General features: G+C 39.0%; 12 protein-coding genes. 4 read left to right on the plus strand and 8 right to left on the minus strand.

Translation table 11 applies throughout. The annotated features are described in order from the left end of the window. Positions 1-202: 202 nt before the first annotated feature. Positions 203-1093, minus strand: a complete 891-nt coding sequence (locus AC07VK_RS05795) for a PhzF family phenazine biosynthesis protein (RefSeq protein ID WP_492958983.1) — start codon at positions 1091-1093, stop codon at positions 203-205. Between the two features lie 97 nt (positions 1094-1190). On the opposite strand from AC07VK_RS05795, the gene AC07VK_RS05800 reads away from it, so the two are divergent. Further along, positions 1191-1544: a winged helix-turn-helix transcriptional regulator gene (locus AC07VK_RS05800; protein WP_492958985.1), complete on the plus strand. Its 354-nt coding sequence runs from the start codon at positions 1191-1193 to the stop codon at positions 1542-1544. 561 nt (positions 1545-2105) lie between these two features. On the opposite strand, the gene AC07VK_RS05805 is transcribed toward AC07VK_RS05800, so the two are convergent. After that, entirely contained in the window at positions 2106-4259 is a 2154-nt protein-coding gene (locus AC07VK_RS05805; RefSeq protein ID WP_492958987.1) for a GH92 family glycosyl hydrolase, read from the minus strand. A 222-nt stretch (positions 4260-4481) separates the two neighbouring features. Between AC07VK_RS05805 and AC07VK_RS05810 the strand changes: the two genes are divergently transcribed. Together AC07VK_RS05810 and AC07VK_RS05815 are read left to right on the plus strand one after the other, a co-directional pair. Continuing rightward, positions 4482-6749, plus strand: coding sequence for a glycoside hydrolase family 95 protein (locus AC07VK_RS05810; RefSeq protein WP_492958989.1), 2268 nt, complete (start codon positions 4482-4484; stop codon positions 6747-6749). Positions 6750-6895: 146 nt separating this feature from the next. Next, positions 6896-7249, plus strand: coding sequence for a nuclear transport factor 2 family protein (locus AC07VK_RS05815; protein ID WP_492952311.1), 354 nt, complete (start codon positions 6896-6898; stop codon positions 7247-7249). A 290-nt stretch (positions 7250-7539) separates the two neighbouring features. On the opposite strand, the gene AC07VK_RS05820 is transcribed toward AC07VK_RS05815, so the two are convergent. From AC07VK_RS05820 to AC07VK_RS05830, 3 genes are all read right to left on the minus strand, one after another. Continuing rightward, positions 7540-7734 (minus strand): hypothetical protein, encoded by a 195-nt coding sequence (locus tag AC07VK_RS05820; protein ID WP_492958991.1) that lies wholly within the window; start codon positions 7732-7734, stop codon positions 7540-7542. Beyond that, positions 7735-8916, minus strand: coding sequence for a GAF domain-containing sensor histidine kinase (locus AC07VK_RS05825; RefSeq protein WP_492958993.1), 1182 nt, complete (start codon positions 8914-8916; stop codon positions 7735-7737). Positions 8917-9203: 287 nt separating this feature from the next. Continuing rightward, the gene (locus AC07VK_RS05830; protein ID WP_492958995.1) at positions 9204-10628 is read right to left on the minus strand and encodes a glycoside hydrolase family 125 protein; all 1425 of its coding nucleotides are present in this window, start codon (positions 10626-10628) and stop codon (positions 9204-9206) included. 286 nt (positions 10629-10914) lie between these two features. On the opposite strand from AC07VK_RS05830, the gene AC07VK_RS05835 reads away from it, so the two are divergent. After that, positions 10915-12102: an acetyltransferase domain-containing protein gene (locus AC07VK_RS05835; protein WP_494939785.1), complete on the plus strand. Its 1188-nt coding sequence runs from the start codon at positions 10915-10917 to the stop codon at positions 12100-12102. A gap of 325 nt (positions 12103-12427) precedes the next feature. On the opposite strand, the gene AC07VK_RS05840 is transcribed toward AC07VK_RS05835, so the two are convergent. The 3 genes from AC07VK_RS05840 to AC07VK_RS05850 all read right to left on the minus strand — a co-directional run bounded on the left by AC07VK_RS05840 (position 12428) and on the right by AC07VK_RS05850 (position 14348). After that, a complete protein-coding gene (locus AC07VK_RS05840; protein WP_492958999.1) occupies positions 12428-13033 on the minus strand; it encodes a thioredoxin family protein in 606 nt (201 codons plus the stop codon). Between the two features lie 6 nt (positions 13034-13039). After that, complete coding sequence (locus AC07VK_RS05845) at positions 13040-13507, minus strand: TlpA family protein disulfide reductase (RefSeq protein WP_492959001.1); 468 nt, start codon at positions 13505-13507, stop codon at positions 13040-13042. 313 nt (positions 13508-13820) lie between these two features. Beyond that, entirely contained in the window at positions 13821-14348 is a 528-nt protein-coding gene (locus AC07VK_RS05850; RefSeq protein WP_492952304.1) for a C40 family peptidase, read from the minus strand. Positions 14349-14350 lie beyond the last annotated feature (2 nt).

Below are 14350 nucleotides of genomic sequence, written 5' to 3' on the forward strand. Positions count from 1 at the left end.
CATAACTAACCATGGTTTCAAAATTTTAAAAAAAACGCGTCAATTAATAAAATCACATTGATTTAATCCGAGATTAATTGTGTACTCAATTATAGCAATTGCAGCTAAAATGTATCGAAAAAATTGTTAAGCGATTAGATGAGTCAAAATCGAAAATCGCACAAAATACTATTTAAACGTTGATTTTTGCACCGGGTCCGAATCAATCTAAATACATTATACCTTCCATTACGATTATAGAAGATCCGCTTATCCAAATTCCATCGTCCACTACTTCTGCCTCAATAACAGAGGGCCTCCTAACATGAGCACCTTGTAAGATGCGATAACTTTGTTTTTTTTCCGCATAGCCAAGACTTTCAAGGTAACCGGTTAAAGGTCCTGCTGCAGTTCCAGTAGCGGGATCCTCATCAATACCAATACTGGGGTTAAAAAAACGTGTTTCTGCAAGAAATTCACTTTTGCCATGTTCAGTAGTAAAAAGATAGCAACCTTCAAATCCGAATTTGGAGGAAGCTTCTTTCAAAAGACTTTTACTCAATACCGCTTTGTTTAAGAACTCCGAATTCTTTATGGGAACCATCAGGTGTCCCACTTCTGTTTTTACAATGTTGATACTCCAATCGTTAAGGATAAGATCTTCAACGCCTAGTCCAATGGCTTCGGCAATTACACTGGCTGGTACCGTTACCATGATTTCAGCAGGTCTCTGTTTCATGCCAACGTAAGGAATTCCATCCTTCTCACTGATCTTAAGGGGTATCTTTTCACCCGCCATTAACACCCAGGCCTGTCCATTTTGTTCGCGGAAAATATCCCATTTTTTTAAGATAGCCAAGCATACTGCACCCAAAAGATTATGTCCGGCTCCGGTAATCTCAAAATTCGCTGGCGTAAATGACCTTACACTAAACACTTTTTCAGCTGCCGAATAATTTACAAAAGAAGTTTCTGAATATCCAAACTCCCTGGCAATGTCATAATATTGTTCCAATTCCAATTGTTCCTCAATATAAACTACAGACAACTGATTTCCCTTAAATTTTTGATCTGTAAAAACATCCAATACGTAATAGTCAACTTTCTTTTTCATTGTTTTCATTTTTATGATTTCAAAATTAGGACACAAAACTTTAAGTTTGTTATCGGTTAACTAATGGTTACCAGTTACCTTCTGTTAACTATCAAATATGGAAACACCAATCAAACGGGAAGCGACCTGCGAACAGGAGCTGGCGGCTATCCGGGATAGCCTGGAAATACTTGGCGGCAAGTGGAAGCTACGGATTATGCGATATCTTAACAATCATATAAATGAAAAAAACACATTTAAGAAGATCCAGCGTGAGGTTGAGAGTATATCTGCAAAAATGCTTTCCAAAGAGTTGAGGGAACTTGAAATAAACCTCCTCGTTACCCGAACGGTTATGGAAACCAGGCCCATTACCGTGAATTATGCAATGACAGAATATGGGCTAAGTGTTTTCCCGGTCACCGAAACATTGGTTGATTGGGGATTAAACCACCGTGAAAAAATAAAGTAGCAATCGATATAGCAGGCAATTGATAAAAAGCAAAGTTTCATCAGCCAAATTAATAATACGCTTAAATCGGATACAAGTGTTCGAGATAATGCCAGGAGGATCATCAAATACCTCGATAATTTGAGTAATCCCAAAGCGTTTTATTGCCCCCTTCACTCAGGCTGCTCCGACACAGCGCTAGACCAACAATACCTTAGGATAACTTTCTCTTTACCTTTCATTTAGCGATTGTTGACACGCTGATCTAAAGCGGCGCAAATCTTTGACCTACCTGATCTACACCAGAGCTACAACTCAACCAAAGCAAGTGCGAAGCAGTATGCATGTAAGTACCCAGCAGGCCTGGCCGGAAGGTGGCCTAAACGTGGGGTAAAGGTGGCATAAAGGTGGACTTTAGAATGTTTTTTTGGGGATTTTTAATCAGATGGATTGATTTGGGGTACCATCCCTTTTGGTTATCCTAATATACTAAAATTATGGCTATCCGGAATGGAATTAACAAAATAAACGGGGTAAACGAGATATTGTTTTTTTTTACAACCGCGGAATTAAGCCTTGAAGTTATTTAGTAGCAATTTCTACCTTACCACCATTTTTAAACAGGTCGTGGGAGATGAAATATCCCTTATTTGCTTTCCCGTTAACTTTAATATCGGTAATGCCCCTTCCCTTTCCAGGTTTGCTTATCGTTAACAATTTCCCTGTACTGGTTTTCCATTTAACCTCATCAAAAACTGGAGCTGTAACCAAATATTCGGCATCCGTTGCGGAGAATGGATATAAACCTAAAGCGCTGAACACATACCAGGCCGACATTTCACCAGCATCATCCATTCCCGAAAGCGCCAAGCCATCGGTCCCAATACCATAGAGCTCATTTAAGATTTTATCGATAATTTTCTGTGATTTCTCTGGTTTCCCGATAAATGTATAAGCAAAAGGCGCTTCATGATCGGGCTGGTTTCCCTGGCAGTATTGACCAATCATGGTTTCTACATTCCTTGCAATATATTTCGGGTTCCAGGGCAAAGTAAATAAAGAATCTAACTTAGATTCGAAGCCTTTTGCGCCGCCGTACAGTTCGATTAAACCTTTCATATCGTGTGGGGCGTAAAACGAAACCTGCCAGGCATTGGCTTCTCTGTACATATATTCGTAATAAGGATATTGTGGATTAAACGGTTTGATCCAATCGCCATTCTCTAATCTGCCCCTCATAAAGCGTGTACTTGGATCGAACATATTTTTATAGTTTTTCGATCTGGCCATTAAAATACGGTAATTGCTGCTATCGCCCAGTTTTTTAGCGATCTGGGCCAGCGAATAATCATCGTATGCGTATTCCAGTGTTTTAGAAACGCCTGCTTTAGCTTTGGTTTCGACGTGTGGGTTTTTAACATCTGGATCTGAGATATAGCCCTTCTCGATATATTCTTTCACAAATGGACGGGCACCACCATCAACATTGGCATTACGTAATAAAATTTGATAAGTACCCTTGATATCGAAATCATCTATTCCCCTCAAATAAGCGCCTGCAATAGAAGATGCGCCATGGTCGCCATGAAAAAACGTCGGGATAAAACCTGTTTTGTCGCCAACCTCTTTCATCGATTTAATTACATCCAGGGTAACCTTAGGTGTAATTAAGCCCAGCAGTACGTCCTTATTGCGATAGGTATCCCAAAGGGAAGGTTCGGTATAATAGTCGAAATTCCCCTTAACAACGTTGTGCTTAGCATCTTTAAATTCCCCGTTTACATCACTCCGCAAAGCCGGCCATAAAAAAGAACGGTACAAACAAGAATATAACATTTGCTTCTGTTTTTCGGTACCGCCCTTCACCTGGATGGCAGATAAAAGCGTTTCCCATTTTGCTGTCGCTTCATTGCGGATCTCCTGAAAAGTCTTGTTGCCAATCTCTTTTTCCAGGTTATCTTTGGCATTGGCCGTACTTACAAACGATAAGCCTATTTTAAGTTCTACAGGCGCTGTACCACCATCAGCCAAGTGCACAATTGCATAACCTGAGCGTTTACCTACATCAGTCTGATCAAGTTTTTCGATCTTGCCATTTACAGTTGCGTAGAAATATACATTTTCACCACCCTGAAAGCCTTGTATAGCCGAAGTACCAACTTGTAAGATATTCCAGGTAGAAACCCTGCTATTGGCCTTTCCCATGTCGAAAAGAATCTGTCTGTTAGCGGGGTTTTTATAGTCATATTGATGAAATCCACACCTCAAGGTTGAAGTAAGCTTTACATTTATCTTATAATCATTGAGATAAACCTGGTAAAAACCTGGTGCCGAACTTTCATTTTTGTGCGAAAATTTCGATCCAAATTTACCCTTAGCATCAGATAACGGTAAAATAGGAATGTTGCACAGGTTCCAGTGCCCTTTATTGGTGTGTGCAAAGCCATAAATAGTATCATCTTCATATTCGTAACCAGCACCAGATCCAAATTCGGTAATCGGACTTAACTGCACCATCGCATTCGGCAATGCGCTGCCTGGAAAAGTTAAACCCGCCCACGATCGCCAGCCCTGTGGCAACTCGTAACCTAAAATTTTAGGATCGGTTAATGGCGCTGTGCCAATAAAAGTATTTACATATCTGGTAAAAGATGTTTTGGATTGACTTTGCGCAGTATATATGCGCGTAAGGCTTAAAAACAAGATTAAAGTTAGCAATTTGGTTAGCGATTTCATTTTAGATAAAACGTTTTAGTGTGTCATATCAAATATATAAAATCTATTAAAATCAAATCTAAAATATCATAATAGTTACCAACTAAAATTTCGCCAATGCAAATATCAGATGCTTAAATGACTGAATAGTATGCCAATAATCGATATGTATTCATTAACGAGCAGGCCATACAATAGTTTGATAATCTATATATTTGAATACACACTAATCAAATAACCAACATGTTTTTTAACTGCAAGCAAGCTATTCTCTGCACGCTAATCTCATTTTTAGCCTTTGGTTTTTACACACCTGTTTTCGCTCAAAAGAAAGAAAAACCATCTTTATTGCTTTGGGACGATAAACCTGCAAAAAACTGGATGACAGAAGCCTACCCTATAGGTAATGGTCGCATTGGTGGTATGATTTTCGGTGGTGTTAATCAGGAACATATTCAGTTTAACGATAATACACTCTGGACCGGAGATGAAAATGACCGGGGCATGTACCAGGCTTTTGGCGATATATTTATTGATTTCGATAATAAAGAACAAAATTTCAGCAATTATACACGGAAACTAAATCTAACGGATGCTGTCCATTCCATCAATTACACTCAAAATGGGACCAGCTATAAACGAGAATATTTTTGCAGTTTTCCGGATAAAGTAATGGTTTTAAGGTTAACTGCTGATCAGAAAAAATCATATTCGGGTGTGGTTAGACTTAAAAACGCACATCAGGGCAATATCACGGTAAACGGAAATACCATCCAGTTTGCAGGTAAATTACCTAACGGAATGCCTTATCAGGCTACTGCTTTCGTTAAAATCGAAAATGGGAGCAGCCACGCGGTTAAAGACGATGATGGTGAAAAATTAAAAATAGATAATGCCGATGCCATGACCATCCTTTTTACCGCTGCTACTAATTACAGTAATAAACGCAGTGAAAACTGGAAGGGAGAAGGACCTGCTTCCAAGATAGACCGCATACTGAAACAAGCAAGTACAAAATCATATTCAAGTCTTTTAAAAGCACACGTTCAGGATTACCAGCAATTATTTAACCGTTTGGCAATTAATTTAGGTCAGAATGATATTAAAAACAACAGTTTACCAACTTATCAAAGACTTATCAATTATAAAAAAACTTCTGACCATGCATTAGAAACCTTAATTTTTCAATACGGAAGATACCTGTTGATCAGTTCATCACGACCAGGAGGTTTACCGGCCAACCTGCAAGGCCTCTGGAATGAAAGTAATACTCCGCCCTGGGGAAGCGATTATCACTCCAACATCAATATCCAGATGAATTATTGGCTGGCTGAGCCGACTAATCTTTCTGAATGTCAGATCCCATACCTGGATTACATTAACAGCATGCGCGAAGTGAGCGCCATAGCCACCCGTAAACAATATCCGAATACCCGCGGCTGGACCGTAAAAACAGAAAATAATATTTTTGGCGGAATGAGTTTTTTGTGGAACACGCCTGGAAGTGCCTGGTATGCACAAGCACTATGGGAGCACTATGCTTTTACAAAAGACAAAGATTATCTAAAGAATTTTGCTTACCCGATTATCAAAGAAATATCAGAGTTTTGGGATGATCACCTGAAAAGAAGGTCCGATGGTACTTTGGTATCGCCATTAGGCTGGTCGCCGGAGCATGGGCCAACTGAAGATGGCGTAACGCACGATCAGCAAATTGTGTACGATCTCTTCACCAATTATATAGAAGCAGCCGAAATTTTAGGCATTGATGGTGATTACAAAAAACACATTGCTGATCTTAAAGCACACTTATTAAAACCTAAAATTGGCAAATGGGGCCAATTACAGGAATGGGAAACCGACCGGGATGACCCTAAAGATCAACATAGACACATTTCTCATCTGTTTGGCCTGCATCCAGGGAGAGAAATCAGTACCATTAAAACACCAGAACTTGCCAAAGCCGCAAGGGTAACTTTAACTGCCCGTGGCGATGAATCAACAGGATGGTCTATGGCTTGGAAGATTAACTTTTGGGCCAGACTACAGGATGGCAATCATGCCTACAAGATATTACAGAACTTCATTACGCCAGTAGGTGGTTCGGGTACCGATTACAATAAAGGTGGCGGGATTTACACCAATCTTTTCTGTGCACACCCACCCTTCCAGATTGATGGGAATTTTGGTTATACAGCCGGCGTTTCAGAAATGCTTTTGCAGAGCCAGGCTGGTGAATTGCAGTTTTTACCTGCCCTGCCCGATCAATGGTCAACAGGTAGTATCCAGGGTTTAAGAGCCCGGGGCAACTTCGAAATTACCGATCTGCAATGGAAAGATGGTAAAGTTATAAGACTGTCGATCAAATCGTTATCGGGCGAAGATTGTACGGTGAGATCTCCTAATGCGTTAAAACCTAAGCTTAAAGGTATCGATGAAGAAAAATCAGGAAATGACTTTAAATACCGTTTTAAAACGCAGGTTGGGAAAGTATATAGTTTTGAAAGCTAGTATGGTCGTCATTGCGAGAAGGCTTTTTCAGCCGACTAAGCAATGACGATCCTTTTTATTTAAATCTTTCATTTATTCCTCATCAAGTCATTCCTTTTTCAAACATTTCACCGCTAACGTTCGTTTAATCGTAAATAGATTTTGTTATGAGCACCTCCGATAAACTACTAACCGAACATAACGCTAAAGTTGTTGTACTTGATTTTATTAATGCCTTAAACACCGAAAATTTTGAAATGGCCAGAGCACAACTGCATGATGATATGACTTTTAAAGGTGTTATGGGCGAGAGAAACGGAGCCGATGTTTATATCGACGACATGAAGAAAATGAAATTCAAATATGATGTTATAAAGGTATTTGTAGATAATCAGGATGTTTGTTTGTGGTATGATATAAACATGGGTGAAAAAACAATCTTTTCAAGCGGATGGTACAAGCTGGAAGACGAGAAGATTGAGTCGTTTCAGGTTATATTCGATCCGAGGCCCATTTTATAAGATTAACTTATCTATATATCTGTAATCCAGAGGGATAATTTATTTTATAAAATCAATATGACCGTATCGTCATTTCTACCGCAGTGGAGAACCTAAAGGCGCTGCGAAGCTAAATCTGTTTAGGTAGATCTCTCCATTTCACTGCGTTTCAGTCGAGATGACGATCATTCTCTTAGCATATGTTAATAGTAGCTGAGCCTCAGGATTTTTAGCGGTTTTAAATACCAATATGTTTTTCTGTTATGTTTCATCTTATAACAATCGATCAAAATGACCGATTGTTATAAGCATTAGCAAACCTGTTTGAGTTTTTTAAAAATAATGTGGCTACCTTCCAACTGAAAAATAAACATTAAAAATTCATCCGTTTCACTGATCTCGATATTTTTTATGGTACCAGATTGGGTATTCCCGTCTGTAATCTCATCTCCTACTTTTAATTCTAAAAGTGTAGACGTTGGCAGGTCATTACTGATTATTTTCATTTATAAAGGTAAATGTAGGGTGAAATATGTTTTTACGGGTGTAGAAGAAACCTTAAGTGTGCCGCTATGGGCATTGGCAATTTCTGATGCTATATATAAACCCAGCCCCAGGCCTTTTTGATTGGGTTCTACCTCACCTCTGGAAAAAGGCTGAAACAACCGATCCATTGCGGCAGCCGGAATTTGCTTACCTTCATTGGCTACACAAAGATTAAACTCTTTTTCGGTACTGAAACCAGCGATTTCAACGGTAGAATCTGATGGAGAATAATTTAAAGCATTTGCCAATAAATTAGAAAAAAGCTGTGCCAGTCGCTTCCCGTCTGCATGAACAGGGTAATCAAAATTAAAACTCACCTTAATATCTCTTAATGGCCAAATGGCCTGCAATTCTTCTACCACCTGGAGCAGCAACTTCTCCAAATTTTCGTCTGCTGTTCTGTTGAGTTTAATTCCCCCGCCTAAACTACCGCTGGCAAAATCGAGCATATTTTCAATTAAACCATTCATTCTAAATGACGAGTCTTTAATGATTTTAGTAATACGGCCACTGCGTTCATCTAAATTCAAACGCGATAGAAGCTGTGCACTATTAGAAATTGCATTTAGTGGATTTCGTAAATCGTGACCCAGAATAGCAATAAACTGATCTCTTAAAACAGCTATTTCCTGTTCTTTTTTTAACTCCTGCTCCTTTTTAGCGAGTTCTTCCAGTGCATCTAAATGAAAGGCTATTAAATCGGCAAACATGGTAAACATACCTGTTACTGTCGGATTTTTCAGCTTGGCAGGTTTAGGATCAATGGCGCAAAGCGTACCGAAAAACTCACCATTTTTTAACGTAATGGGCACTGAAATATAACTCTGAAAACCATACATTAACGGTGTATGGTGCTGTACAAAATCGGGATCTTCAGCCACATGATCAATGATAACAGCCTGTTTATGCTGCCTAATCTCGTTACAGATGGTTGTTTCCAGTTTAAGTTCACCACCCACAGCTAATCCGAAATTTATTTCATCGTGAATAGCACAGGCAGTCCATGTATCTGATGTTACCCTGGCCACTGCCGAAAACCCCATACCTGTGGTTCTGCAAACAATTTCTAAGATATGCGCAACAGCAGGAATCTCATTTATGGATTCAATATCTTCTACGATGGTCTTACTAAAATTTTGCAATGCTAAAGGGAATAATTTGAAGCAATTTACAAATATTTATATAGGCAAAGGATAGTATTTAAAGTTCTAACATAGCTTTTACACACATTGATCAATTTATTCCTGAATTGCGTATAAATCCCCTGTAGTTACCATCAAATTGTGCAACATAACGTAAACAGGTAGCGCGCAGCAAAATCGCGGTGCGCCTTATCGGGAGATGAAAGATAAAACAAAACCGTATTGATTGGGGAATTGAACTGAGGTCAAAATCAATCAGGAAAACCCAATCAATACGGTCGGTTATATTAAGCTTTTAATAAAGCCGGTTTTTCGTGGTAAGTTCTCCAAAGTAATTCACCAAATAAGGTGTTAGACCAGGCAAACCAGGCCCTTGTAAAGTTTGCAGGGTTATCTTTATTGAATGACTCGTGCATAAAACCTTTACCAGCATGTGTTTTGCGCAACATTTCGATACAGGCTTTAATCTCGGCATCATCTTTTGATGTTAAAGCACGCATGGTAATACTCATTGGCCAGATCATGTCCTGACCAGCGTGCGGCCCACCGATTCCCTCGGCAGCTGTACCTTTAAAGAAATAGGGATTATCCTTAGAAAGCGCGAATTTTCTTGTGTTCTGATAAATCGGATCTTCAATTTTCATTGCACCTAAATAAGGTAAGCCCAACAAGCTTGGCACATTAGAATCGTCCATCAGATACGAGCTTCCAAAACCATCTACCTCAAAGGCATAAATTTTGCCATATTTTGGATGATTAACGATAGCGTGTTTTTGTAGCGCTGCACTCACTTCATTAGCCAGGTTTAACAAACTGCTTTCCAAAGCCTGGTCGTGCTGTAAAGCTTTAATCATTTCTGCTGCCTGCTTTAAACTCGACACCGCAAAAAAGTTAGAAGGAACCAGGAATGGGAAAATGGTAGCATCATCACTCGGGCGGAATGCAGAACAGATTAATCCAACCGGATTTACCGGAAAACCATAACCCGCCATCGGTAAAGAATCGGTAGGTTGGGTAGTTTCGCGCTGAAAATGATATGGTCCTTTATCCGTTTTTCGCTGTTGTTCTTTAAATGTTTTTAAAGTAGCTTCAATTCCTTTTTTCCAATCAGCATCAAAAGGTGTTTTATCGCCTGTTTTTTTCCAGTAATGGTAAGCCAGGCGGATTGGATAACATAAAGAATCTATTTCCCATTTACGCTCGTGTACACCAGGCTGCATGGCAGTTTTATCGGTTTTCCATTCCCCTACCTTAGTGGCATCGCCATAAAAAGCATTTGCATAAGGATCTTTTAAAACACATTTTGTTTGATGGATAATTACGCCCGCTATTAATTTTTTAAGTGGTTCATCTTCGTTTACGAACTGAAGATATGGCCAAACCTGTGCTGAGCTATCGCGCAACCACATCGCATCAATATCACCGGTAATTACATAAGTATCTGGTCTACCCTCTTTTTCTGAATGATAAACCGTAGTATCTAAAGTATTGGGGAAACAGTTTTCGAACAGCCAGGCCAATTCGGGGTTTTTAACGTTTGCCTGGAAAGTTTTAATTGCAGCATCTACCGCTTTACTTTGAAAGTGTCTTTTTGCGGCGGCAACACGTACAACAGGGAATTCAGGTGCAAGATTGGCGGCAAAAGAAAATTTCGATGCGACAACTCCTGCCCCTAACAGGCCTGTGTTTTGTATAAATGTTCTTCTTTTCATTATGATGTATTATGATATTTTGGTTTAATTTCTACTAAACGAAATCTATACATTATCGATTATGATAAATAGTAGTGGTAAGATTTTATTCGGTTAGCGCTTAACAAATATTATTATAATTTTTCGAACATCAAAATCATTATAGTCAATTAAACTATTCCTAAATCGATTTTCTTATACATCATATTGAAATAGATTCAGATAACATCTTGAGGGACTAAAGGTAATAATTATGTCAGTAAAAATAATTTTGAATGAGTATATTTAAATAACCAAACCTATGCTTATGAATGCTGATAACAATACCTTATCTAAACGCATTTTATCTATTGATATACTTCGCGGGTTCGTGATGATCATTATGGCGCTGGACCATACGAGAGATTTCTTTCATATTGGTGCCATGACCGGCGATCCGCTAAATCCGGACACCACAACAGGAATGTTATTTTTTACCCGTTGGATTACACATTTCTGTGCACCAACCTTTGTTTTCTTATCAGGATTATCGGCTTATTTATCGGCACAGAATAAAACAGCAGCTCAGGCGAGTTCATTTTTGTTAAAACGGGGTTTATGGTTAATACTGATAGAAATTGTGGTGATTACATTCGGCTTAACCTTTAATCCAACCTATAATTTTATTATTCTTCAGGTGATCTGGGCCATTGGCACCAGTATGATATTCCTCGGATTGGCCAGTCGCATTTCTTATAAAACTGTGCTCATAACCGGTCTGATATTGGTTTTTGGGCATAATCTTTTCAATTTATTTCCTGCTCCAGCAGATTCAAATGGGGGCTTGATCTTAAAAATATTTTTCACCGCATCAGGAACCGTTGTGCCGCTTTCCGCCAATCATTTTGTCGGAGTATTTTATGCCATCCTCCCTTGGACGGGTGTGATGTTTGTGGGCTATGGCGTTGGCGCCTGGTATAGAAAAGGCTACGCTGCCGACCGTCGACAGCGCAATTTATTAATTGTGGGTTTGCTCACTATCTTTGTGTTTATCTCCCTGAGGTTGATCAATATATATGGCGATCCCCTTCCGCGAAAAGAATATCACGATTTCTTTAAAAACGTGCTTACTTTTTTTAATGTAAACAAATATCCACCATCTTTACAGTATATCGCGATGACTTTAGGTCCGGCCATGTTATTTTTGGCTTTTACTGAAAACCTGAGCAACCGGTTTACCAGGATAACTTCTGTATATGGTGCTGTGCCTTTCTTTTATTATGTACTGCACTTTTATCTGTTGCACACCCTGTTAATTGTGGTGTTTTTTGCCACAGGGCATAATACCAAAGAAATTGTACAGGTTCCATTTTTATTTAGACCAGCAACCTTTGGCTTTGGCTTACCAATAGTGTATTTAATCTGGTTTTGTGCAGTCGCCGCTTTGTATCTCCCCTGCAGGTGGTTTAAACGATATAAGGAAACACACCGGCAATGGTGGTTAAGGTATATTTAAAACAAAGAGGGTGTTCATAAAGGCGATTTCACCTTACATGTCGTCATGTTAAGCCAGTGGAAATGTCCCAAGCCGTATTTAAATGAGCCCATCAATAGGTTACCAATGACAGATTCTAAAAATTGGCGTCATCTCGACCGAAGCAAATGCGGAGTGGAGAGATCTTTGGACTATGTTAAAAGATCTCTCCTCTAAAGGAGTTCCTTTGGAACACTGCGGTCGAGATGACGATTTATCTTACCAGTCACCCAACTACTTTGTTTTTTTTGTCAAAAAACTGACCTGTCACGATAACAAATCTATATCTATGATACAACTTCTTTGTTTAGCCTTTTTTCCATTTTATACCACAGCCAATAGCTTTCGTTGATGCAATTGCAGGCTTTTTACCGATGGATAATTCGTTAACTGCATTTTTAACATACTCTACTTTTGTGCTGTTTGCTTCTTCCGGATCGTTATCTATGGCTCCAATGTACTCAACCACGTTTCCTTTGCCGGTTTTGTTCAGTACAAAAACATGTGGTGTTCTGGTAGCGCCAAACTGTTTGGTTACCACATGATCGGGATCTAACAGATAAGGGAAGTTGAATTTCTTTTCTGAGGCCAGCGCCTGCATTTTTTGGAAACTTTCGTCAGGAACGGTCCCAGCATCGTTTGGATTAATAGCCACAACTGGATAACCTTTAGCAACATAAGTTGCATTTAAGGCCGAGATACGCTCCTGATAAGCTTTTGCCACCGGACAGGTATTACAGGTGAAAACCACAATATACCCTTTTGCATCCTTGTAATCGGCTAAGGCGACCATTTTGTTATTTATGTTTTTCAGCGAGAAATCCTTTACTACATCGCCCACTTTATAACCTTCAGTCTGGGCTAATGCGAATCCTGAGATTAGCATAAAAGCCATTAAAATTAATCTTTTCATAACGATCTATTTTAAGTTTAACAAAGTATTTTTCAGTTCAGTTTCTGTAAATTCCTTCTCATAAAAAAGTCTGGCTTTCTTGTTTACAAACAATGTAGCAGGAATAGCACCCGACCATTTTTTGTCGATCCTTTCGATATACGCTTGCTGATCGGATTCATTTAAAAGAAATACCTCGGCGTTAATTTTATTGTTCAACACAAACGGAATCACTTCCTTTTGCAGTTTTGACTTAAAATCCAAACTCACCAAAAGCACCTTAACAGGCTTTTTTAAATTGGCTAAACGTAATTTCTCGAAATTCGGCAACTCGGCCACACATGGCGAACACCAGGTAGCCCAGAAATTGATGACATAAGTCGTATCTTTTCCATTGGCAATGCGTTTATCCAACTCATCCAATTTGAGCAACCTTACCTGTGCTGTAGCGCAATAAGTAATTAAAGATAAGCAGATTATGAAAAATATACGCATAAAAAAATAACGAAAATTAATAGGGATTGTTTTATTGTTATTCTGAGCAAAGCGAGAGTCTGCGAGGCAAGCATGCATACAAATTTAGTCTATTACCCCTTGAAAAGCAAGGTTCAGTTTTCATAGGTTCCGAAAGCCCTGCCATCCGCTTTACTCCGTTTCACTTCGTGTTCGCTACTGTCAGGTTTAGCTAACCTAAAACTGTGCTTTTATAAAAAGCTACTATGCAAATAGCTTAAAACTTTGATTATCGCTAATTTACTTTATAAAATTTGGTTTAGCTTACCGTTGGTTTCAACCAACGGGCAAAAAACTAATTCACCGATCCCGATTTAACCAATACACGCTGATAAGCAGGAAGTGTTAAATCATCAACAATTACGCCCCTGGTAGTGCTTGCATGCACGAAAAAACCATTATTGAGGTATACGCCTACGTGATCTACATCATTGCCGCCAAAAGAGAAAAACACCAGATCTCCTTCCTTTAAATTATCTATATTTTTACGCTTCACCACATTGGCTTGCTCGCGCGAAATACGTGGAAGTGTAACTCCATAAATTTCTTTCTCCAATAAAAAAGCAAAACCAGAACAATCAATACCGCCTTTATCTAAACCGCCAAAACGGTATTTTACACCTGTCCAGTCGGTAATGAAACGATAGAGCGGTTTGCTTTTTAAATTTGCCATGGCATCAGCGGCTTTAGAAGCTTTAGTATCACTTTTAACCGTGTACTTACGCGTACCGCATGACGAAAGGAAAAATATAATGGCTATTAAAAAGAATATATTCCTTTTGAGGTGGAAGGTAAAAGGCATAAGGTTTAAGGTAAGCTGCATAA

Source organism: Pedobacter sp. GW821-FHT01D05 (assembly GCF_059422505.1).

Bases quoted from the DNA above. Each gene is read 5' to 3' on its own strand.
- AC07VK_RS05795 (WP_492958983.1), bottom strand. From the start codon at position 1,093: ATGAAAAAGAAAGTTGACTATTACGTATTGGATGTTTTTACAGATCAA.
- AC07VK_RS05800 (WP_492958985.1), top strand. From the start codon at position 1,191: ATGGAAACACCAATCAAACGGGAAGCGACCTGCGAACAGGAGCTGGCG.
- AC07VK_RS05805 (WP_492958987.1), bottom strand. From the start codon at position 4,259: ATGAAATCGCTAACCAAATTGCTAACTTTAATCTTGTTTTTAAGCCTT.
- AC07VK_RS05810 (WP_492958989.1), top strand. From the start codon at position 4,482: ATGTTTTTTAACTGCAAGCAAGCTATTCTCTGCACGCTAATCTCATTT.
- AC07VK_RS05815 (WP_492952311.1), top strand. From the start codon at position 6,896: ATGAGCACCTCCGATAAACTACTAACCGAACATAACGCTAAAGTTGTT.
- AC07VK_RS05820 (WP_492958991.1), bottom strand. From the start codon at position 7,734: ATGAAAATAATCAGTAATGACCTGCCAACGTCTACACTTTTAGAATTA.
- AC07VK_RS05830 (WP_492958995.1), bottom strand. From the start codon at position 10,628: ATGAAAAGAAGAACATTTATACAAAACACAGGCCTGTTAGGGGCAGGA.
- AC07VK_RS05835 (WP_494939785.1), top strand. From the start codon at position 10,915: ATGAATGCTGATAACAATACCTTATCTAAACGCATTTTATCTATTGAT.
- AC07VK_RS05840 (WP_492958999.1), bottom strand. From the start codon at position 13,033: ATGAAAAGATTAATTTTAATGGCTTTTATGCTAATCTCAGGATTCGCA.
- AC07VK_RS05845 (WP_492959001.1), bottom strand. From the start codon at position 13,507: ATGCGTATATTTTTCATAATCTGCTTATCTTTAATTACTTATTGCGCT.
- AC07VK_RS05850 (WP_492952304.1), bottom strand. From the start codon at position 14,348: ATGCAGCTTACCTTAAACCTTATGCCTTTTACCTTCCACCTCAAAAGG.